We start from the raw sequence: 20,904 nt of genomic DNA on the forward strand, positions 1-20,904 counted from the left end.
ATGCTTTCGCATGATAAATGGCCAACGGTTGGGGCGTCAAAGAACGAGGCCGGCTGTATTGCAGCCATGACTTAATCGTCATCTACGGGGAACAGCATTACCGGGAAAGTCTGGCGAAAGCTCTGCGTGATGAGGTGAATCATCAGGCGCAGAGCCTGTAACGGTCCTCCCGGATCGGCTTCGCATTACAACGACCCCCGAACCACAGAGAGAAGAAAGCCGGTTAACCACCATGACTCATGTTGAAACAGCATTGCCCTTCAGTGTTCAACACCCAGTCGCGTCGCAACGTCCTCCGGAGCCAGCGACCGACCATCGGCCGCCGTCAATTGCAGCTTGCGAATTGGCTGACGATCCTTTGCATCAACCATCACCGACCCTGGCTCACCCGGCGCATACATGAATTCACCGCCCCACTGCGACAGCGCGACGATCACGGTCTGCAAGGCTTTGCCACGCTCTGTCAGCACGTATTCCTTATAAGCCCCGCCGTCGGCGGCTGGCATCGCCTGCAGAATCCCCTGCTCCACCAGCCCCTTGAGGCGCGCGCTGAGCATGTTCTTGGCGATATCCAGACTCTTCTGGAAATCATTGAAACGCCGGATGCCATCCAGCGCATCACGAATGATCAGCAGCGACCACCAGTCGCCAATCAGGTCCAGCGTGCGGGCGACCGGGCAGGCATTGCCCTGCAGGCTTTTGCGTTTCACTTGAACGTACTCCCTCGATTCATCAGTCGGCGATGCTGCTTTGGGTTGCATCATACAACTCTGGAGCGGATCCACGACTGAACTGCGCAAAACCAGCACCTGCATACAAGTAGCCGGATCGCTTTGCGCTGATAGTGAATGCCGCCATTCCGGCACTACCGCGAACCCTGAAGCAGGAGTTTCCATGAGCACCTTCACTACGCAAGACGGTACCGAGATTTACTACAAGGACTGGGGCAGCGGTAAACCCGTGCTGTTCAGCCATGGCTGGCCATTGGATGCCGACATGTGGGAATACCAGATGGAATACCTGAGCAGCCGAGGCTATCGCACCATTGCGTTTGATCGTCGCGGTTTCGGCCGCTCAGATCAGCCGTGGACCGGTTATGACTACGACACTTTTGCCGATGACATCGCGCAACTGATCAACCATCTCGACCTGCGCGATGTGACGCTGGTGGGCTTTTCCATGGGTGGTGGCGACGTCAGCCGCTACATCGCCCGCCATGGCAGCGAGCGGGTTGCCGGTCTGGTGCTGTTGGGCGCCGTGACGCCACTGTTCGGTAAAAAAGCCGATTTCCCGCAGGGCGTCGACAGCTCGGTATTCGACGGGATCAAGTCCGGCCTGCTGAAGGATCGCGCGCAGTTCATCGCCGATTTCGCCGCGCCGTTCTATGGCACCAATCAGGGCCAGAAAGTCTCCGACGGCGTGCTCACGCAAACGTTGAATATCGCTCTGATGGCCTCGCTCAAAGGCACGGTGGATTGCGTCACGGCGTTCTCGGAAACCGACTTCCGCCCGGACATGGCCAAAATCGACGTGCCGACGCTGGTGATCCATGGCGACGACGACCAGATCGTGCCATTCGAAACCACCGGCAAACAGGCGGCAGCGCAGATCAAGGGCGCTGAACTGAAGGTTTACGCCGGGGCGCCGCACGGTTTTGCGGTGACGCATGCGCAGGCCTTGAATGAGGATCTGCTGGCATTTCTCAATCGCTGAAACCGGCGCAGTGGTGAGCGCGGAGATTCTGCTCACCACTGCACGTCAGGCCAACCGGTTTTTTACCTCCCAACCCCGCAGCGACTATCTGAAAACCCCGTGTTTCAAGGGTTTCCCGGCGCTGCATCAGAATTTTATCTTCACATCCCAGCTTAATAATATTTTACCGATACCCCCCTCCTCCCTAGTCTGACCTCAAGCCAAACGGACAAGCCAACAGCGGCCCGAATCCCACTGCCTTGCTAGGAAGGATGTAGAGATGACCCCTGAAATAATAAAAACAGACACGCTGATCGTGGGTGCCGGCCAAGCGGGCGTGGCCATGAGCGAGCACCTGAGCAAACTCGGTGTGCCGCACCTCGTACTGGAGCGTAATCGCATTGCCGAACGCTGGCGCACCGGACGCTGGGACTCGCTGGTGGCCAACGGCCCGGCGTGGCACGACCGCTTCCCCGGCCTGGAATTCGATGACGTCGATCCCGACGGTTTCGCCCCGAAAGAGCGCGTAGCCGATTACTTCGAAGCCTATGCGAAGAAATTCAATGCGCCGATCCGCACCGGCGTTGAGGTGAAAAGCGTGGTGCGCAATGTCGGTCGCCCGGGTTTCACCGTCGAGACCTCCGAAGGCGTGATCGAAGCCAACCGCGTGGTCGCCGCCACCGGGCCGTTTCAAAAACCGGTGATCCCGGCGATTGCCCCGCAAGACGAACGCCTGCTGCAGATCCACTCCGCCGACTATCGCAATCCGCAGCAACTGCCGGCAGGCGCGGTGCTGGTGGTCGGTGCCGGTTCTTCCGGCGTGCAGATCGCCGATGAACTGCAACGCTCCGGCAAGCAGGTTTACCTGTCGGTCGGCGCTCACGACCGCCCGCCTCGCGCTTATCGCAACCGCGATTTCTGCTGGTGGCTGGGCGTGCTCGGCGAGTGGGATCAAGCGGCGATGAAACCGGGACGCGAGCACGTGACCATTGCGGTCAGCGGCGCCCATGGCGGTCGCACCATTGATTTTCGTGGTCTGGCCCATCGCGGCATGACCCTGGTCGGCGTTACCGAGTCGTTCAATAACGGCGTGGTGACCTTCAAGCAAGACCTGGTCGGCAACCTCAATCGCGGCGACGAAAACTATCTGGCGCTGCTGGATGCCGCCGATGCCTACATCGAGCGCAACGGCCTCGATCTGCCGGAGGAACCGGAAGCGCGCGAAACCTACCCTGAGCCTGAATGCGTGAAAAACCCACTGGCCGATCTCGACCTTACCAAGGCTGGCATCACCTCGATCATCTGGGCCACCGGGTTTGCCGTGGATTACTCGTGGCTGCAAGTCGCGGCGTTCGATGACAAGGGCAAGCCTGTGCATCAGCGCGGTGTGTCGAGTGAGCCGGGGGTGTATTTCCTTGGTTTGCCGTGGCAGTCGCGTCGCGGTTCGTCGTTCATCTGGGGCGTGTGGCACGACGCCAAGCACGTCGCCGATCACATCGCCACCCAGCGCAAGTATCTGGACTACCGCGATGCCGAGCAGCGTGAAGCCGCACTGCATTCGAACGCCCACAACAAGGCCGCTGACACCGTCGACGCTTGATGTCCTTTTTCGCTCCGGCGCCGATTGCGCCGGGCAACCCCTCTTTCAGGAGCTGCACATGAGCCAGCCAACCCACACTCGCATCCGCATGTTCAACACCAAAGACACTTACCCGAACCAGACGCTGGACAACGACCTGTGCCAGGCCGTGCGTGCAGGCAACACCGTGTATGTCCGTGGGCAGGTCGGCACGGATTTCGACGGCAATCTGATCGGTCTGGGTGATCCGCGTGCGCAGGCTGAACAAGCGATGCGCAACGTCAAGCAACTGCTCGAAGAAGCCGGCAGCGACATGAGCCACATCGTCAAGACCACCACGTACCTGATCGACCCGCGTTATCGCGAGGCGGTGTATGGCGAAGTCGGCAAGTGGCTTAAAGGCGTATTCCCGATTTCCACCGGGTTGGTGGTGTCGGCACTGGGGCAGCCGCAGTGGTTAATGGAGATTGATGTGATTGCGGTGATTCCTGAGTAAGTCAGGAAACCGAGTTGTGGCAATCGCGAGCAGGCTCACTCCTACATTTGAAATGCATTCCCCTGTAGGAGTGAGCTTGCTCGCGAAGAGGCCAGTCCAGACACACAAGGAGTTCATGAGATGACCTTTTCAATCACAGCCCGTTGCGCCGAAACCGGCCAGTTCGGTGTCGCTATCAGTTCCTCCAGCATCGCCGTCGGCGCCCGTTGCCCGTGGCTGCTGCCGGGCGTTGGCGCGGTGTCGAGCCAGAACATCACCCTGCCGTCCCTCGGCCCGGAAGTCCTCGCGCTGATGGAACAAGGTTTGGCGCCGGACGATGCGCTGGACAAAGTCCTCACGCGCAACGGCTACAGCCAGTACCGGCAGATCACGGCGATCAACCACCTCGGCCAGACCGCGCATTTCAGCGGTGCGCAAACCCTTGGCGTGCACAACGCCGTGAGCGGCGAACAATGCGTCGCCGCCGGCAACATGCTCGCCGGGCGTTCGGTGATCGAAGCCATGGTCAGCGCCTTTGAGGATGGTGAAGGTCAACTCGCTGATCGTCTGCTCAAAGCGCTGCACGCCGCACAAGCTCTCGGTGGCGAAGCCGGGCCGGTGCATTCGGCCGCTGTCGTGGTGGTCGGCGAGCAGACTTGGCCGATCGTCAACCTGCGCGTGGATTGGGCCGATGAAGACCCGATCGGTCAGTTGCAAAAGCTCTGGAACGCTTACGAGCCGCAGCTTCAGGACTACATCGACCGCGCCCTCGATCCGGCCAAGGCGCCGGGTTATGGCGTGGCCGGGGATGATCGATGAACAGCGTCGAGTTGCTCAGGGCGCTGGTGGGGTTCGATACCACCAGCCGTGAATCCAACCTGCAACTGATCGAATTCGTCCGCGACTACCTCGCGGGTTTCGACGTGCCGTGTGCGCTGATCTATAACGATGAGCGCAGCAAAGCCAACCTGTTCGCCACGATCGGCCCGGTGGATCAACCGGGCATTGTGCTGTCCGGGCATACCGATGTGGTGCCGGTCGATGGCCAGCCGTGGACGCTGCCGCCGTTCGAACTGAGCGAACGCGACGGCAAACTGTTCGGCCGTGGCACGGCGGACATGAAGGGCTACATCGCCTGCGTGCTGGCCTTGGTGCCGTCACTGGTTGAAACGCCGCTACGCATGCCGGTGCACATTGCCTTGTCCTATGACGAAGAAGTCGGCTGCCTCGGCGTGCGCTCGCTGCTCAAGGTCTTGCAGCAACGTCCGATCAAACCGCTGCTGTGCATCATCGGCGAACCGACCGAACTGAAACCGGTGCTCGGCCATAAGGGCAAACTGGCGATGCGCTGCGATGTGCAGGGCCATCCGTGCCATTCTGCCTATGCGCCGCTCGGCGTCAACGCGATTGAATACGCCGCCGAACTGATCGCTGAACTGGGTCGTCTCGGCCAGCAACTGAAAGCGCCGGAGCATCACGATGCGCGCTTCGATCCGCCCTACAGCACGGTGCAGACCGGCGTGATCAGCGGCGGCAAAGCCTTGAATATCGTCCCGGCCGATTGCCGATTCGACTTCGAAATCCGCGCCCTGCCCTCACAGGATCCGGCGCTGGTTGCCGAGGCGCTGAAAGCCTATGCCGAACGCGAAGTGCTGCCACGCATGCGCGCGGTCAGTGCGCAGAGTGATATTCGCTTCAGCGCCTTGTCGGCGTATCCGGGGCTGGCCACCGATGCGCAAAGCCAGGCGGCGGAATTGATTTCCGCCTTCTGCGGCTCAAAGGATTTCGGCACTGTAGCGTTTGGTACAGAAGGTGGACTGTTTGACGCGGTGGGCATTCCCACGGTGGTTTGCGGTCCCGGCAGTATGGACCAGGGCCATAAACCCGATGAGTTTGTCAGCCTCGAACAGTTGCAGGCGTGCGATGCCATGCTGCAGCGAATGCTGGCGTTTATCAGCCTCTGACTATCGGCCCGACGGCACTCACGGGTGCAGTCGGGCCAACTCTTCGCGGCAATGATCGACAAACAACTGCGCCGGTTTGGTCAGTTGCACCCGGCGCAACCAAGCCGCCGACAATCCCGATCCGGTGACGTTTTCCGCCAGCGGCACACAGACGACTTGCTGACCGTCGTAGGTGTAGTCGCTGAACGGTTTGGTCACCAGAATCGAAAAGCCGAAACCGTTGCCGACCATGCCGCGCACCATTTCGATCGACGGTGAGCTGAAGACGATGTTCGGCGTCAGTCCACGCTCTTCGAAGATGCTCACGAAATAGGTGCGGCTCGGCACCACGTCGAGCAGGATCATCGGTTCCAGCACCAGATCATCCAGCGAGACCTTGGCCTGTTGTGCGAAACGGTGGCTGGCCGGCAACAACGCATAAGGCTGTTGCGGTGGCATCAGCGGTGCGGTTTCGATGGTGCTGTCCAGATCGTGCTCGAACAGCATCGCCACGTCGATGCTGCCGGCGGTCAGCGCCTGCACCAGTTCTTGTTGCTCGCCATCACGAATGCGGATTTCCACGCCCGGCCAACGCGCCTTGAAGCCGGCGATCAGACGCGGCAGGTACAGCGGCGCGACGGTTTCGAAACAGCCGATATCGATCTGCCCCGCCACCACATCATTGTCAGCCAGCGCGTTCTGTTCGAACTCGTGGGCCACGCGCAGCAGCTCCAGCGCCTTGCGATAAAAGCGCGAACCGCTGGGCGTCAGAGAGACGCCTTGAGCGTGATGGCGGATGAACAGCTGCACACCGAAGCTTTCTTCCAAATGCTTGATAGCGGTGGAGACCGACGGCTGCGCGATGTACAGCTTGCGCGAGGCCTCGGCGACGCTGCCGCAGTCGGCGGTGGTGACGAAATACTTGAGCTGGCGCAGGTTATAGGCGGCCATGTGAGTCTCCCGAAGAGCGCGAGTGTTCGCCCTGTTTCCCTGGCGCACGATCAAGCTTGAACATACCGGACGCAGGCGCCAGCCGAAGCATATTTTTTTTAAGGTCTGAAGCAACAAACTTACTAATTTATCTATCCCGACGCTTTGCACATGATCACTTCAACAAGAAATGCGCCGCCCGTGCCGGCGCTTGCCGAAGTACGTCCACGTACTCATCCTTGCCTTGGAGTTCGTCATGGCTACCCCAACAGCATCCTCCGCTCCGCTGATTGAAAAACACACGATAGGATACGTGCCCCCCGAAGATCGCCACGGAAAGGTCAGGGATCTGTTCACGCTCTGGTTCGGCGGCAACATCGCGCCGTTGCCCATCGTCACCGGTGCGCTGGGCGTGCAGTTGTTTCACTTGAATCTGCTCTGGGGCATCGTCGCGATTCTGGTCGGCCATCTGGTCGGTGGTGTGCTGATGGCACTGCACTCAGCGCAAGGCCCGCAGATGGGCATCCCGCAAATGATCCAGAGCCGCGCGCAGTTCGGCTCTCTTGGCGCGTTGCTGGTGGTGTTGATTGCCGGCGTCATGTACATCGGCTTCTTCGCCTCCAACATCGTGCTCGCCGGCAAGTCATTGCACGGCGTGGTCGACAGCGTTCCAGTACCGGTCGGCATCGTCATTGGCGCAGTCGGTTCGGGAATCATCGGCATCATTGGCTACCGCTTTATCCATGTACTCAACCGCATCGGCACCTGGGTGTTGGGGATCGGCATCGTTGTCGGTTTCGGCTACATCTTTACCCACATTCAAACCGATGATTTCCTCACTCGCGGCAGCTTCAACCTGTCCGGCTGGCTGGCCACTGTGTCGTTGGCGGCGTTGTGGCAGATCGCGTTTGCGCCTTACGTGTCTGATTATTCGCGTTACCTGCCGGCGGACGTGAAAGTCTCGTCGACGTTCTGGACCACGTACCTGGGGTCGGCGCTGGGGTCGAGTCTGGCGTTCATCTTCGGTGCCGTCGCCGTGCTGGCGACACCGGTGGGCATGGACACCATGGACGCGGTGAAACTCGCCACCGGCTCCATCGGCCCGCTGATGCTGGTGCTGTTCCTGCTCAGCGTGATCAGCCACAACGCCCTCAACCTGTACGGCGCGGTGCTGTCGCTGATCACTTTGGTGCAGACCTTCGCCTACCGCTGGATTCCTACCGCCAAGAGCCGCGCAGTGATCTCGATCATCGTCTTGCTGGCCTGCTGCTTTGCCGCCGTTGGCGCCTCGAAAGACTTCATTGGCCACTTCGTCGACATGGTGCTGGTGTTGTTGGTGGTGCTGGTGCCGTGGACAGCGATCAACCTGATCGACTTCTACGCGATCCACAAAGGCCAGTACGACATCCAGTCGATCTTCCAGGTCGACGGCGGCATCTACGGTCGCTACAACCCGCAGGCGTTGCTGGCTTACGCGATCGGCATCGCCGTGCAGATCCCGTTCATGAACACGCCGCTGTACGTCGGCCCGGTGTCGGCGCACATCAATGGCGCGGATCTGTCGTGGCTGGTGGGCTTGCTGGTCACCTCGCCGCTGTATTTCTGGCTGGCGAATCGGGACACATCCTACCGTCGGCGGATGATGGGCGGGAAACTGGCGAGCAGTCTGTGAGATTGATTTAATGAAAAACCAAGGCCCGCTTAGTGCGGGCCTTCTTTATTTCGGTATGGTATTTCTTCAAGCCTGAAGACTCTGAGGAAAGGGACATCCAATGCTGCGAATACTCGGTAAAGCCTCATCGATCAACGTGCGCAAAGTGCTGTGGACTTGCGCTGAATTGCGCATTCCTTTCGAGCGTGAAGACTGGGGATCGGGGTTCAGATCGACGAACGATTCGGAGTTTCTCGCGCTCAATCCCTGTGCCATGGTGCCGGTGATTCAGGACGGTGATTTCACGCTGTGGGAATCGAACACGATCATTCGTTATCTGGCCGCACGTTATGACGGTTCGCACCTCTATCCGACTGACGCGCAAACACGGGCGCGGATTGATCAGTGGATCGATTGGCAGGCTTCGGAGCTGAATCGCTCGTGGTCGTACGCGTTTTTGTCGCTGGTGCGCCAGTCGCCGGAGCATCAGGACAGCGCGGCGTTGGCCGTCGGAATTGAGCAATGGTCGAAGAACATGGCCATCCTCGACCGACAACTGGAGAGAACCGGCGCCTACGTCAGCGGCGAGACGTTTTCACTGGCGGACATTCCCATCGGACTGTCGGTAAACCGCTGGTTCGAAACGCCACTGGCTCACCCGGATTTTCCGGCAGTGAGCGCCTATTACGAGCGCCTGAGCCTGCGCCCCGGCTACGTACTGCACGGTCGAAACGGTACGCCGTGATCGAGGTTATTTGCCTTTGAACGCCTCACGACGCGCCTGTCGCTCAGCGGCGTAAGCTTCTTGTGGCTGGCTGATCAGATCTTCCCGACGCAACAGTTCACCGCAGTGCTCGCACAGCGGCCCGAGACCGGCGCTGTGGTTGCAGCTTTTATGGACCATGTTCACCGCCAGTCCCTCCTCCGGTGTTTTGCACCAGGTCTCTCCCCACGCCCGCAGCGCAATGATTACCGGGTAGAACGCCTCGCCTTTCGCGGTGAGGTGGTACTCGTAGCGTTTCGGTCGCTCGTTGTACAAGCGTCGTTCGACCAGCCCATCCGCTTCCAGACATTTCAGCCGCGCGGCGACCATTTGCGGCGTACCGCCCGTCTGCGCCTGGATCTCGTCATAGCGATGATTGGCCATGAATAACTCGCGCAAAACCAGCACCGTCCAGCGGTCGCCGACGATCGTCTCGGCCCGGGAGATCGGGCACAGCGTGTCAGGAAGACTATCGTTTACTGCCATCAGGGCTTGCCTCTTTCATAGTTACTATGATTATCATATCTACACGATGCCGGGACAAGCCCTGTGCACCGATAATCCCATTGCCGGAGCAAGCCGCCATGTCGAATACCCTCTATCCACTGGACAGAACCGCCTACCTGCTGGTCGATCCGTACAACGATTTTCTGTCGGACGGCGGCAAGATTTTCCCTCTGATCAAACCCATGGCCGAACAGAACGGCCTGCTCGACAACCTGCGCAAACTCGACCGCACCGTGCGCGACTTGAAAATTCCGGTGGTCATCGTACCCCATCACCGCTGGGAAAAAGGCGACTACGAGACCTGGGATCACCCGACCCCGACGCAATGCAAAATCATGCACATGCATCATTTTGCCCGGGGCGAATGGGGCGGCGAATGGCACCCGGATTTTGCGCCGAAGGACGGCGATATCGTGGTTCAGGAACACTGGGGTTCCAGTGGTTTCGCCAACACCGACCTGGATTTTCGCCTGAAGCAGCAAGGCGTCACCCACGTGATCATCGTCGGCCTGCTGGCCAACACCTGCATCGAAGCCACCGCGCGCTATGCCGCGGAACTGGGCTACCACGTCACCCTCGTACGCGATGCAACAGCGGCCTTCAAAGCAGAAATGATGCACGCCGCCCACGAGCTCAACGGCCCGACATTCGCTCACGTGATTGCCAGCACGGACGAACTGATTGCCAACCTCAAATCACAGGGTGAAGCGCAATGAGTCTGACCGGCCATTTGCTGATTGGCGCGGCGGATGTGGCCGCCACCGAAGGCACGATGAAAGCGCTGAACCCGGCCACCGATCAACTGATAGAACCGGACTTCGCTTTCGGCGGTGCGGCACAGGTTGATCAGGCAGTCACTCTCGCCGACGCGGCGTTCGACCGCTACAGCCACACCTCGCTGGCCGAGCGTGCCGCGTTTCTCGAGAGCATCGCTGACAATCTCGATGAAGTACGCAGCGAACTGGCGGCACGCGCGGCACTGGAAACCGGACTGCCCGAAGCTCAGCTTGAGGGCGAAGCTTCGAGAGCCGCGACCCAGTTCCGCCAGTTCGCCGATGTGGTGCGCCGAGGCCGCTTTCTGCGACTGGCGATCGACCCGGCGCAACCTCAGCGTCAGCCGCGCCCACGGATGGATCATCGCCTGCAAAAAATCGCCATCGGTCCGGTAGCGATTTTCGGCGCGAGCAACTTCCCGATCTCCTACTCGGTGGCGGGTGGCGATACCGCGTCGGCACTGGCGGCCGGGGCGCCGGTGATTCTCAAGGCGCACAACGCGCATCCCGGCGCCTCGGAAATCCAGGCCCGCGCCATTCGCAAAGCCGTGCAGGCGCAGGGTTTGCCCGAAGGTGTTTTCTCGATGGTGCGTGGTGGCGGCAATGCCATTGGCGAAGCGCTGGTCGATCATCCGTTGATCAAGGCTGTGACCTTCACCGGCTCCGAACCAGGTGGCATGGCGCTCTACCGCCGCGCGCAATTGCGCCCCGAGCCGATCCCGGTGTTCACCGAAATGACCAGCGTCAACCCGACCTTCATCCTGCCCGAGGCACTGGCGGCTCGCGGCGCCGAAATCGGCGACGGCTTTATCGAACGGATGCTGGTCAACGTCGGCCAGGCCTGTTTGTGCCCATCGATCCTGATCGCCATCCGCGGTGCGGGGTTTGATGAGCTGCGCAACGCCATGCGTAAACGGGTCAGCAAGGCACCGGCGCGGACAATGCTGACGCCGGGCATTCATGGTGCCTACGTCGAGGGTCTGATGGCGATGGAAGGTGCCGGCGCGCAGGTGATCGCCGTGGGCACGCCGGCCGATGCCACATACGCCGGGCGTGCGACTTTGCTGGAAATCGAGGGGCAGCAGTTGCTCGGCGAACCGGCACTGGCCCATGAAGTGTTCGGCCCGTCGGCGCTGCTGGTGGCGGTCAGTGATGCCGAGGAACTGCTGGCGGTCGCCCGCTCGTTCAGGGGACAGCTCAGCGCCGCCATCCACCTTGAAGATGCGGACCTGAAACTCGCGCGGCGCCTGCTGCCGATTCTCGAACGCCGCACTGGACGCATCGTGGTCAACGCCTTCGCGCATCCACAGGAAGTGACGTACGCCACGGTGCACGGCGGGCCATTTCCGGCGACTTCGGACAGCCGCTTCACTTCGGTCGGCATGACTTCGATTGAGCGCTTCTTGCGGCCCGTGGCGTATCAGGGGTTTCCGGATGAGTTGCTGCCAGAAGTGTTGCGCGAAGGCAATCTGCTGAATCTGCCGCGCAGTATTGACGGGGCTTTTTGACAGGCAAAAAAATGCCGGGCTCTTATGCGGGACCCCGGCATTGTTTACTGCAAAATCAACTCAGGGCGGCACACCCAGAATGATGTGCGAAGCCTTGAGCACCGCCGTCGCGCTGACGCCTTTGGCCAGGTCCAACTCGGCTCAGATCAGCAGGTCTTCATAAAACGCGCCAAACAGCCGTGATGGATGGGCGATCTGGATTTCCAGAATCCATACGCCGGCATGCGGCGCCTGATCGAAGTCACCCAGATCGCCGCCCCGGTGAATCGCATGAGGAAAATCGCTGACCCGATGGCCCTTGATATTCAGGTTCAGCACCCAGCCCATCGCCTCAGCCTGATCCGTCGCGTAGCGGTAAAGCTCGATGCCGGAAACACCCTCGCGCCAGAACGCCTCGACCCGGTCGAACAGTTCTTTGGAGGCCGCCGCGCAAGCGATCATTTCCGGGTCGGAACCGGTGGTGTAAGTCGCGCCCGCATCACCTTCATGGCCCTGCCAGACCACGCCCATGTCGATGAAGAAAACATCGTCCTCACCCAGCACCGGATCGCCATCGGAACGTTGCTTGAAGGTCTTGAGCGTATTGGCGCCGAAGCGGATCAGCAGCGGATGCCAAATCCGGTCCATGCCCAGTTCGGCAAGAATTTCCTTGCCCCGCGCCATCGCTTCGGACTCGAGCATGCCGGGCTTGATCACCTCGGCGATGGCGTCGACGGCATTCCAGGTCAACTGTTGCGCGTGGCGCATGGTTTCCAATACAAAAGCTTCGCCGACCGCTTCTTTACCGCTCAGAGCTATGGTCATCACTTATCTCGTCTTCAGCGCTATATATTTTTATATATTGCGATATTTGAAAGAAAAAATATCCGTTGCCCGTAATCCGCAAATGCCACCGATGAAACTCTGCGCCAGTCCCTTCGTTAAAGGCTCTCGCCCAATTCAAGAAAACGCGCAAAGAGCGGGGCCACGTCAATCCGAACCTGACCGGCAAACTCGCTGTCGTTGATTGACCAAGGTTCTCGGCTGCCCGGTTGGTAATTAAGCGCGCTCAACTCATGAAGAACCGCCACAAGCGCACTGGTTGCAGGGGGATTACCTTTTTCCTCAGTGGCCTGAAAATAGGCGCTGCCAATCCCCGCTCTGTTTTTCAGTGTTGCACTGTTCGCCAACGGAAACGGTTTATCCACGAACTGATCCCTGAGAATGTTAAGCATGGCGTTGATAATCGCGATCGGATAGAAACGACGGTCATGCAGACGAATACCGCCCGCTTCAATCCGATAATGGAAGCGCTTGCCTTTTGCCGCCGTAAAGCATTCTGTCCAGTCATCTTCGGCACAATCGGCGGCAGCAGTTGCCACTGCGGTGGTCGTTGAAGGTCTCGTCAACGGCAAATCGTAGCCAATCATGAACAACGCGGCTTCAAGGCAACGCAACCCCGGGATCGGCGAAATGCCGTTGAAGTGACTTTTAGGCGCACGGGCCAGTACCTCAGACAGAATCCAACTGGCCCTCAAATTCCACGCGGCGTGATGTTGGCCCGCAATCAAACGTGGGAAGTGATAGTTACCCTGGCTCGGATTGCGGTTTTTCGGCAACGAGGCGTTGGCGGTTCCTTTGGCTGGCGCCCAAGGAAAAGCAAGTTCGCCAGGTAAAACGGATACCTTTCTATGTTGGCAATACTTGACCACGATCCAACCCAATGCTGCGGCTACGCGACTGTCGTAAATAATGAAGTCATTGACTAAAAGTGAGTAAACCTTGGTCATACCTGCATTGAAACGCAACTCCCTGTCAGTGGTCAGGGCCGGGTGAGCGAGGTTGCCGCTGGCCAGCGCCGCTATCGTCGACGCGAGCGTGCGAACCAGCCCCTCGGCGTTGGCGACCAGCCAGCGGACGTTGCCTGCACGAACGCCGCCCCACGTCATCACTTGCAAGCTTGCGTCCAGCGTGGTCGTGTCGTTGGCCGTATTGATGCCCTTTTGCAAGGCATCGCGCAAAGCCTCCAACGCGGTATGGCTGCTGGTCAGAGACGTGCCCGCCGAAGTCCCGAGAGCGCCTTTGTGTTTCCAAAAATATTGGACACTGGCGTCCGACAGGTCCGAAAACGTTACTGGCGTCTTTCGGCGCCGCTCGTAGTATGAGTGAGCAAACATTGACGGATGACCAAGATTGCTTGCGAGCCAATCAACGAAATCATTGACCGTGGCAAGCCCCAGATACTGATTACGAAGCATGCTGTAAGGATCCTTGCGCGACTTTATCAAGTGGAGGGAAGGCGCTTCTGCTCACTACGGCTTCAACGAGGAAGAGCCCGAAACAGCCCCTCCCCGTCCATTTTTTCGTACCTCACGGCGCGTGTACCCGACAAAGCACGATTGGCATCAACGCCCAGCAACAATGCGCGCAATGGTTTGACGATCAGCGCCTGAATATCTGCAGGGCTGTTGATATCCGTCAGATAGAGGCTGTAGCACCACTCATCGTCGAAATGCGAGTGGTTCCATTTGAACAGCCGATCCGCTTCAAGCGTGAGATCAAAATCGCTGTCCAGTTCGATGGGAAAGGTCATCAGGAACTGATCAAAATCGATGGGTGCTCCCCACCACCCCACATGCACCAGCGGCTCATGATTGTCTGCAACGTCTATGCCTTCGCCGGTAAGACTGATCTGCACGACGATATAACCGCAGATAGAACGTTTGGGTTTGACCACCACAGGCAGCGAAAAGCCAAGCTCGGTATTCACCCAATCATGTTCGTCATTGTTGAAATTTTGAATCCACTGTCCGCCTGCGCGATAACGATGGGCGACTTCAGGAACCAACAACAAACGACTCAACTCTTCTCTGATCAACTTGGCCAGATGATCGCACTCAGCACCGACTTTGGAGATAAATCGGATGTTTTCGGTAATAGCTTTACCGATGTGGGAAGTCGTGGTCATGGCGCGGTACTCTCAAAAAAGGCTGTCGGTTGATCAAACGAAGAAACGGCGGGAGCTACGAGTTCAGAGAAGCCGCACACCGGTCTCCAGAACACCGGTGTGCGGCTGACCGTCGACGGCGTGGAAAGCGAAAGAAACCCCTGAAACCGCAGAACCCCCAACCTGGCGAAAAAGCAGGTCATCTGCTCCTTCCACTTCTCAAGTCCGGTGAACTCCGATACTCGCAACTCTCGCACGACATTCAGAACACTGATCCAGGAATGAAGAATCAGTTGTCCGTGCCAGATGTCGGCTCGACTGATCGCGTTAAGGCCCGAACTGATTTCAGGCGCGATAAACAGGTGATAAGCGTCCTTACGCTCTGTGTCGGTCAGAAACTCATGCCACTGACGGTGCAATTGGTCCTCACCACTCAATGGCGCGTTCCACTTGAACTCGACCAGCAGAATGCGCCGCTCGCCGGACGACCAACCGAGTTCAACAACCAGATCTGGCTCGACGCCACGGCGCGGCCAAAAACGCATGCGGGCATGGCTGACAGGCGCATCCGGAAACGCGGGCTGAATAACGCGCCCCTCCCGTCTCAACAGGCCTTGCCAAAACAGTCCCACAGCAGGGGCCGGCAGATAATCCAGCGGACCCATGATCAGTGCAGTTATTTCATCCTCTTCGCACACACGTTTTTCACCGTGTTCGCGATGACCGAGATAGCGCCTGTACAGATGACTTTTTCCATGATTAAAGGCATGTAGCATTCCGTTGGCTTCGCTGTTCCTGATAAGAGCCGAATGATGGCCTTTCGCCCCACTTTTTACCAGCGATCCACGATTCAGACTCGTCTGCATTACACGCCTGAGTCAGACAGGTACTCGCTCCGCCCGCACCACGCCGCGCTCTTCCAGCAAGCGCACAAACATGCTCAAACTGCGCGACACCGTGCCCCGTCGCCACACCAGCCAAGTGGTCAGGTAGCGAAAATCCGCCGTCAGCGGCCAGACACTCACGGTGGCGCTGCCCGGCATGCTCTGCAGCATTTTTCGCGGCATCAGCGCCAGTCCGGCACCGGCGCTGACGCAGGCGAGCATGCCGTGGTAGGACTCCATTTCGAAGATCTTGCCCGGCACCGCCGCGTCGGTGCTGAACCATTTTTCGAAGTGATGACGATAGGAGCAGTTGGAGCGGAAGGCGTAGATATTCTCGCCATTCACATCCGCTGCACGTTTTACGGGCGCGTGATTGAGCGGCGCGATAATGACCATCTCCTCTTCAAACGCCGGCACACCTTCCAGCGTCGGATGCAGCACCGGGCCGTCGACAAACGCTGCGGCCAGGCGCCCGGAGAGCACGCCGTCGATCATCGTGCCGGACGGCCCGGTGGACAGGTCGAGGTCGACTTTCGGGTGCAACTGGTTGTACGCCGCGAGCAATTCGGGAATGCGTACCGCGGCCGTACTTTCCAGCGAACCCAATGGAAACGCGCCCTGCGGTTCCTCCCCCGCCACCGTAGCCCGAGCCTCCTGCACCAGATCGAGAATCCGTCGCGCGTATTCAAGAAAACTCCACCCCGCCGGGGACAAACGCAAACGGCTTTTCTCGCGGATAAACAGATCAACGCCCAGGTCCTGCTCAAGTTGCTTGATCCGCGTGGTCAGGTTCGACGGCACGCGATGGATCTGCGCGGCGGCGGCGCTGATGCTGCCGTGTTCGGCAACGGCTTTGAATATTTCCAGCTGCACCAGATCCACAGTCATTCTCCAATCGTGAAAGAAACGATCTTTATTATTCAGTTTCCAGAAAACAAACACCACCCTACTCTAGGCTCATCCGACGAACCTGCAGGACGATGCCATGAGCCAGATTTCCAGCCAGACCCACGCCATCTCGATCAACCCCGCCACGGGCGAGCAGATCGGTCACTACGCATTTGAATCCGCCACTGCCCTCAACGCCGCGCTGACCCGCGCCGCCTACGGCTTCGGCAAATGGAAGCGCAAGCCGCTGCAGGATCGTTCGCGCTTGTTGAGCGCCCTCGCTGGCGCCTTGCGTGAAACCGCCGATGCCATGGCCACCATGATCACCCTGGAAATGGGCAAGCCGATCGCCCAGGCTCGCGGTGAAATCGAAAAATGCGCCAAGCTCTGCGAGTGGTACGCAGAGAATGGCCCGGCCATGCTCGACGCTGAACCGACCCAGGTTGAAGGCGGCAAGGCGCGCATCGAGTACCGTCCGCTCGGCCCGATTCTCGCGGTCATGCCGTGGAACTTCCCGATCTGGCAGGTATTGCGCGGTGCCGTGCCGGCGCTGATTGCCGGCAACACTTACGTGCTCAAGCACGCGCCGAATGTGATGGGCAGCGCCTACCTGCTGCGCGACGCCTTTACCCGCGCCGGTTTCGCCGATGGCGTGTTTGAAGTGATCAACGTCACCCCGGAAGGCGTTTCCACCGCCATCGCTGATCCGCGCATTGCCGCTGTAACGCTGACCGGCAGCGTACGTGCGGGTATGGCCATCGGTGCTCAGGCCGGTGCCGCGTTGAAGAAATGCGTGCTGGAACTGGGCGGTTCCGATCCGTTTATCGTGCTCAACGACGCCGATCTGGATGAGGCGGTGCAAGCCGCCGTTATTGGTCGCTATCAGAACTCCGGTCAGGTTTGCGCCGCTGCGAAACGCCTGATCATCGAAGAAGGCGTGGTCGAAGAGTTCACCCGTAAATTCGTCGAGGCCACGCGTAAATTGAAGGTCGGAGATCCGCTGTCTGCCGAGACCTACATCGGCCCGATGGCACGCTTCGACCTGCGTGATGAGCTCGACCAGCAAGTGCGCGACACTCTGGAAGAAGGCGCCACACTGTTGCTCGGCGGCGGCAAATCCGAAGGCCCGGGCAACTATTACGAGCCGACCGTACTGGCCAATGTCACCGACCGCATGACCTCGTTCAAACAGGAGCTGTTCGGCCCGGTCGCCTCGATCATCACCGCCCGCGATTGCGCGCATGCCGTGGCCCTGGCCAACGACAGCGAGTTCGGTCTGACCGCAACCATTTACACCGCCAACGTCGCACTGGCCCAGCAACTGACCAGCGAACTGGACACCGGCGGCGTGTTCATCAACGGCTACTCCGCCAGTGACCCGCGCGTGACCTTTGGTGGTGTGAAGAAGAGCGGCTTCGGCCGAGAGCTGTCGCATTTCGGCGTGCGCGAATTCTGCAACGCCCAGACCGTGTGGCTGGATCGCAAATAATCCACACACTTGGAAAACCTGTGGGAGCGAGCCTGCTCGCGAAGAGGCAATGTCAGTCAACACATCCGTTGCTGACTCACCGCTTTCGCGAGCAGGCTCGCTTGTATGGTAGGACTTGAAGGGAGGAGGAGGGACAAGGCTCGATTCTGACTGTTAGCGCAGTACAGACCGTGGGAGATTTCACCCTCCTCCTTTCACCCAAGCGCCGATAAAGAATGCATCTGGCCTAGACCGACGATAGGAACAAGCCTGCGCCTCTGGGTGAACCCTTCAAGTGTTCAAACCTTAGCCCGGAGGATTTCTCATGGCAATGCCCGTCGTTACTACTCAGTCGATCATCGGGGTTGATGTCGCCAAGGATGAACTGGTGATTTATTGCACCGAATCAGATCAGCTCGAGACAATCTCTAACACCAAAGCAGCAATCAAAAAATGGCTCAAAACTGTAGCCAAGCCAGTGGCAATCGCCATCGAAGCCACCAATATCTATCACCAGGAATTTGCTGATCTGGCGTATGCCGATGGTTGCGTGATCTATATGGTTGGCGGTTATGAGCTCAGCCATTACCGCAAAGGCGTGAACGTTCGCGCCAAAACTGATGCGCTGGATGCCCGATTACTGGCCCGTTATCTGACAAACGAAGGGGACCACTTACGCCCTTGGACACCGCCGTCGCCCTTGTATTGCCGGCTCATCAGTCTTTTCCGGCGCCGTGCGGCTCTGGTCCAGGCTCGTGTCAGCCTCAAGCAGAGCTGGGAGAATGAGCCATTGCTCAAAACCGCTTTCAAAAATCAGATAAACGCCATGCAAAGACTGGAAATTCTGCTGGAGAAAACGATCCTGGCGCAGATAGACGAAGCCGGTTTAGGCGCTCAGCTCAAGCGTTGCATGAAGGTAGAAGGCATCGGTACGTTGACCGGCGCCCGCTTGCTCGCATCCTTTCAGCGTGGGGACTTCAGAAACGCCGACGCTTTCATCGCTTTTCTAGGCCTGGATCTGCGCATATCGGACTCAGGCAAAAAGAAAGGCCGTCGCTGCCTGACCAAACGAGGCGACTCAGAGGCGCGTCGGCTGCTGCACAACGCTGCAATGGCAGCGAGCCGGACCTCGGCGTGGAAAGGGTTTTATGAGGCTTTAAGAGAGCGCGGATTGAGCACTACCCAAGCACTGGTCGCACTAGCCCGCAAGCTTGCCCGGGTGGTATTTGCTCTGTTGAAAAACCAGAGCGAATACTCACCTAAAGCCGTTTAGGGGCTAGGCATGAACCATAGAATCTCCCACAGGGATTCGCGGACAGATTGAAAATAGGTGGCTCGCCCCCGCAGTGGGTTTATGCGGCAGCCTGTTGTGGTGCTGCGACGCTGCGATCCTTGCTCAACAACCCCAGCACCACCGCCGCCGACACCAGCGTGATCACCGTCAGGATGTGCAGCAGATACTGAAACGCCGCAGCGTACCCTTCTACCAGACGTCCGTTGGCCAGCCCCGGAACGGTGTTGATCGCATGCGCCATATCGCCGGTGGTCACCCGGTGCGCGGTCTCGGCAATCAACGAGGCCTCGGCGCTACCCACCACCACATGCACGGCACTCGACAGATCGGCGTGCAGCAATGACGCCAGCACCGCCGCGACAATCGCCAAGGCAATCCCCTCACCCGCCACTCGCACAGTGCTGAAGATGCCCGCCGCCATGCCTGCGCGCTCTTTCGGCACGACACTGACCGACAAACCATCCATCAGCCCCCACGGCAAACCGGCGCCAATACCGATCAGCAACATCGGCACCACCAGCGCAAATTTCGCGTCACCGACGTTGAACAAACTCAGCCAATGCAGGCCCACAGCGGCAATCAGGAAACCGGCACCGGACAAGATGCCGGGGGAAACGAAGCGCGCCAGCGACGCGGCCAGCATCGGCACCACCAGCATCGGCGCCGACAAGGCCAGCAACAGCAGACCGGCATCGATCTCGCTCAAGCCCTCAACGCCGATGAAGCGCAGCGGCAACATCACCACCAGCACGATGTAGCAGAAACAAGTGCCGATCGGCAGCATCTGCACGCCAATGAATCGCGGATAACGGAACAGGGTCAGATCGAGCATCGGCCGCTCGACACGCATTTCGACGATCACGAAAGCTGCCAGCAACACGGCCGAAGCGCCCAGCAAACCGATCACCTGCGGACTGTCCCAACCACTGTCCGGTGCCTGGATCAGGCCAAACGTGAACAGCGCCAGCATTGCGCTGAACAGCAGCGTGCCCGGCCAGTCCAGCCCTTTGGCATGCGGGTCGCGGGTTTCGCGCATGCGCGGCACCCCGAAAACCAACGCGATGATTCCAATCAACGCGGTGAAGACAAAAATTGTCCGCCAGTTGAAGACTTCTATCAGCGCCCCGGCTACCAGAGGCCCGAATGCCAGACCGATGCCGAACGTCGTGCCAAGCACGCTGTACGCGCGGGTCCGGGCATGCCCCTCGAACTCTTGCGCCAGTGCCGCCGAACCGCTGGCCAGCGCCGCTGCCCCCGCCACACCTTGAACGGCGCGCAATACATCCAGCCAGAACACCGAAGGCGCCAGGCTCTGCGCGATCGAGGCGGCGGTAAACAGCAACATGCCGTAGGTGAACAGGCGTTTGCGTCCGTACACGTCAGCCAATGCGCCGGCGGCCATCAGCAAACTGCCGAACGACAACATGAACGCATTGGTGATCCAGGTCAGCGCCACCGGACTGCCGCCCAAGTCACGGCCGATGGCCGGTGTCGCTACCGCGCCGCCAGTAAAACTTAACGGCAAGACCAGTGCCGAGAGGCAAACGGCCGCGAGTATGAGCAACTTGTTGCGCGTTCCGTGCGGCTGAGTCAAAGAAATCATTCGTTCCATCCTTTGAGAAA

Annotated in this window: 20 protein-coding genes; 11 read left to right on the top strand and 9 right to left on the bottom strand. The window is 59.4% G+C overall.

Annotation, left to right across the window (positions count from 1 at the left end):
• Positions 1-260: 260 nt before the first annotated feature.
• Entirely contained in the window at positions 261-710 is a 450-nt protein-coding gene (locus KBP52_RS05890; RefSeq protein ID WP_212622337.1) for a helix-turn-helix domain-containing protein, read from the bottom strand.
• A 184-nt stretch (positions 711-894) separates the two neighbouring features.
• On the opposite strand from KBP52_RS05890, the gene KBP52_RS05895 reads away from it, so the two are divergent.
• The 5 genes from KBP52_RS05895 to argE all read left to right on the top strand — a co-directional run bounded on the left by KBP52_RS05895 (position 895) and on the right by argE (position 5,710).
• Complete coding sequence (locus KBP52_RS05895) at positions 895-1,713, top strand: alpha/beta hydrolase (protein ID WP_212622338.1); 819 nt, start codon at positions 895-897, stop codon at positions 1,711-1,713.
• Between the two features lie 259 nt (positions 1,714-1,972).
• A complete protein-coding gene (locus tag KBP52_RS05900) occupies positions 1,973-3,292 on the top strand; it encodes an NAD(P)/FAD-dependent oxidoreductase (protein WP_212622339.1) in 1,320 nt (439 codons plus the stop codon).
• Positions 3,293-3,350: 58 nt separating this feature from the next.
• The gene (locus tag KBP52_RS05905) at positions 3,351-3,767 is read left to right on the top strand and encodes a RidA family protein (protein WP_099758743.1); all 417 of its coding nucleotides are present in this window, start codon (positions 3,351-3,353) and stop codon (positions 3,765-3,767) included.
• A 120-nt stretch (positions 3,768-3,887) separates the two neighbouring features.
• Positions 3,888-4,565, top strand: coding sequence for a DUF1028 domain-containing protein (locus KBP52_RS05910; protein WP_095050052.1), 678 nt, complete (start codon positions 3,888-3,890; stop codon positions 4,563-4,565).
• Complete coding sequence (argE, locus tag KBP52_RS05915; RefSeq protein WP_212622340.1) at positions 4,562-5,710, top strand: acetylornithine deacetylase; 1,149 nt, start codon at positions 4,562-4,564, stop codon at positions 5,708-5,710. Before KBP52_RS05910 ends, argE begins: the two co-directional genes overlap by 4 nt.
• 18 nt (positions 5,711-5,728) lie before the next feature.
• Here argE and KBP52_RS05920 read toward each other — a convergent pair whose 3' ends face one another.
• A complete protein-coding gene (locus KBP52_RS05920) occupies positions 5,729-6,640 on the bottom strand; it encodes a LysR family transcriptional regulator (protein WP_077573310.1) in 912 nt (303 codons plus the stop codon).
• A 235-nt stretch (positions 6,641-6,875) separates the two neighbouring features.
• On the opposite strand from KBP52_RS05920, the gene KBP52_RS05925 reads away from it, so the two are divergent.
• Both KBP52_RS05925 and KBP52_RS05930 read left to right on the top strand, forming a co-directional pair.
• Positions 6,876-8,291, top strand: a complete 1,416-nt coding sequence (locus KBP52_RS05925) for a cytosine permease (protein WP_134173764.1) — start codon at positions 6,876-6,878, stop codon at positions 8,289-8,291.
• Positions 8,292-8,391: 100 nt separating this feature from the next.
• Positions 8,392-9,015 (top strand): glutathione S-transferase, encoded by a 624-nt coding sequence (locus KBP52_RS05930; protein ID WP_212622341.1) that lies wholly within the window; start codon positions 8,392-8,394, stop codon positions 9,013-9,015.
• A 6-nt stretch (positions 9,016-9,021) separates the two neighbouring features.
• Here the strand turns inward: KBP52_RS05930 and KBP52_RS05935 are convergent, their stop codons facing one another.
• Entirely contained in the window at positions 9,022-9,519 is a 498-nt protein-coding gene (locus KBP52_RS05935) for a helix-turn-helix domain-containing protein (RefSeq protein ID WP_212622342.1), read from the bottom strand.
• A gap of 98 nt (positions 9,520-9,617) precedes the next feature.
• On the opposite strand from KBP52_RS05935, the gene KBP52_RS05940 reads away from it, so the two are divergent.
• Entirely contained in the window at positions 9,618-10,256 is a 639-nt protein-coding gene (locus KBP52_RS05940; protein ID WP_212622343.1) for an isochorismatase family cysteine hydrolase, read from the top strand.
• The gene (locus KBP52_RS05945; protein ID WP_212622344.1) at positions 10,253-11,821 is read left to right on the top strand and encodes an aldehyde dehydrogenase (NADP(+)); all 1,569 of its coding nucleotides are present in this window, start codon (positions 10,253-10,255) and stop codon (positions 11,819-11,821) included. Before KBP52_RS05940 ends, KBP52_RS05945 begins: the two co-directional genes overlap by 4 nt.
• 141 nt (positions 11,822-11,962) lie before the next feature.
• On the opposite strand, the gene KBP52_RS05950 is transcribed toward KBP52_RS05945, so the two are convergent.
• The 5 genes from KBP52_RS05950 to KBP52_RS05970 form a co-directional block, all read right to left on the bottom strand.
• Positions 11,963-12,625, bottom strand: coding sequence for a M24 family metallopeptidase (locus tag KBP52_RS05950; protein ID WP_212622345.1), 663 nt, complete (start codon positions 12,623-12,625; stop codon positions 11,963-11,965).
• Positions 12,626-12,741: 116 nt separating this feature from the next.
• Positions 12,742-14,058 carry a hypothetical protein gene (locus KBP52_RS05955; RefSeq protein ID WP_212622346.1) on the bottom strand — a complete coding sequence of 439 codons (1,317 nt, stop codon included), beginning with the start codon at positions 14,056-14,058 and terminating at the stop codon, positions 12,742-12,744.
• Between the two features lie 62 nt (positions 14,059-14,120).
• Positions 14,121-14,768: a hypothetical protein gene (locus tag KBP52_RS05960; protein WP_137218134.1), complete on the bottom strand. Its 648-nt coding sequence runs from the start codon at positions 14,766-14,768 to the stop codon at positions 14,121-14,123.
• On the bottom strand, positions 14,765-15,613 hold the full coding sequence (locus tag KBP52_RS05965) for a hypothetical protein (RefSeq protein ID WP_212622347.1): 849 nt from the start codon (positions 15,611-15,613) through the stop codon (positions 14,765-14,767). Before KBP52_RS05965 ends, KBP52_RS05960 begins: the two co-directional genes overlap by 4 nt.
• Before the next feature lie 12 nt (positions 15,614-15,625).
• Entirely contained in the window at positions 15,626-16,513 is an 888-nt protein-coding gene (locus KBP52_RS05970; protein WP_212623109.1) for a LysR family transcriptional regulator, read from the bottom strand.
• 103 nt (positions 16,514-16,616) lie between these two features.
• Here KBP52_RS05970 and KBP52_RS05975 point away from each other — a divergent pair, with 103 nt between their 5' ends.
• Positions 16,617-18,008: an aldehyde dehydrogenase family protein gene (locus tag KBP52_RS05975; RefSeq protein ID WP_212622348.1), complete on the top strand. Its 1,392-nt coding sequence runs from the start codon at positions 16,617-16,619 to the stop codon at positions 18,006-18,008.
• Positions 18,009-18,312: 304 nt separating this feature from the next.
• Positions 18,313-19,260, top strand: coding sequence for an IS110 family transposase (locus tag KBP52_RS05980; RefSeq protein WP_212622349.1), 948 nt, complete (start codon positions 18,313-18,315; stop codon positions 19,258-19,260).
• Between the two features lie 79 nt (positions 19,261-19,339).
• Here the strand turns inward: KBP52_RS05980 and KBP52_RS05985 are convergent, their stop codons facing one another.
• A complete protein-coding gene (locus KBP52_RS05985; RefSeq protein ID WP_212622350.1) occupies positions 19,340-20,884 on the bottom strand; it encodes an MFS transporter in 1,545 nt (514 codons plus the stop codon).
• Between the last annotated feature and the right edge of the window lie 20 nt (positions 20,885-20,904).

The sequence above is a fragment of the Pseudomonas sp. SCA2728.1_7 genome (genome assembly GCF_018138145.1).
Classification (GTDB): Bacteria; Pseudomonadota; Gammaproteobacteria; order Pseudomonadales; family Pseudomonadaceae; genus Aquipseudomonas; species Aquipseudomonas koreensis_A.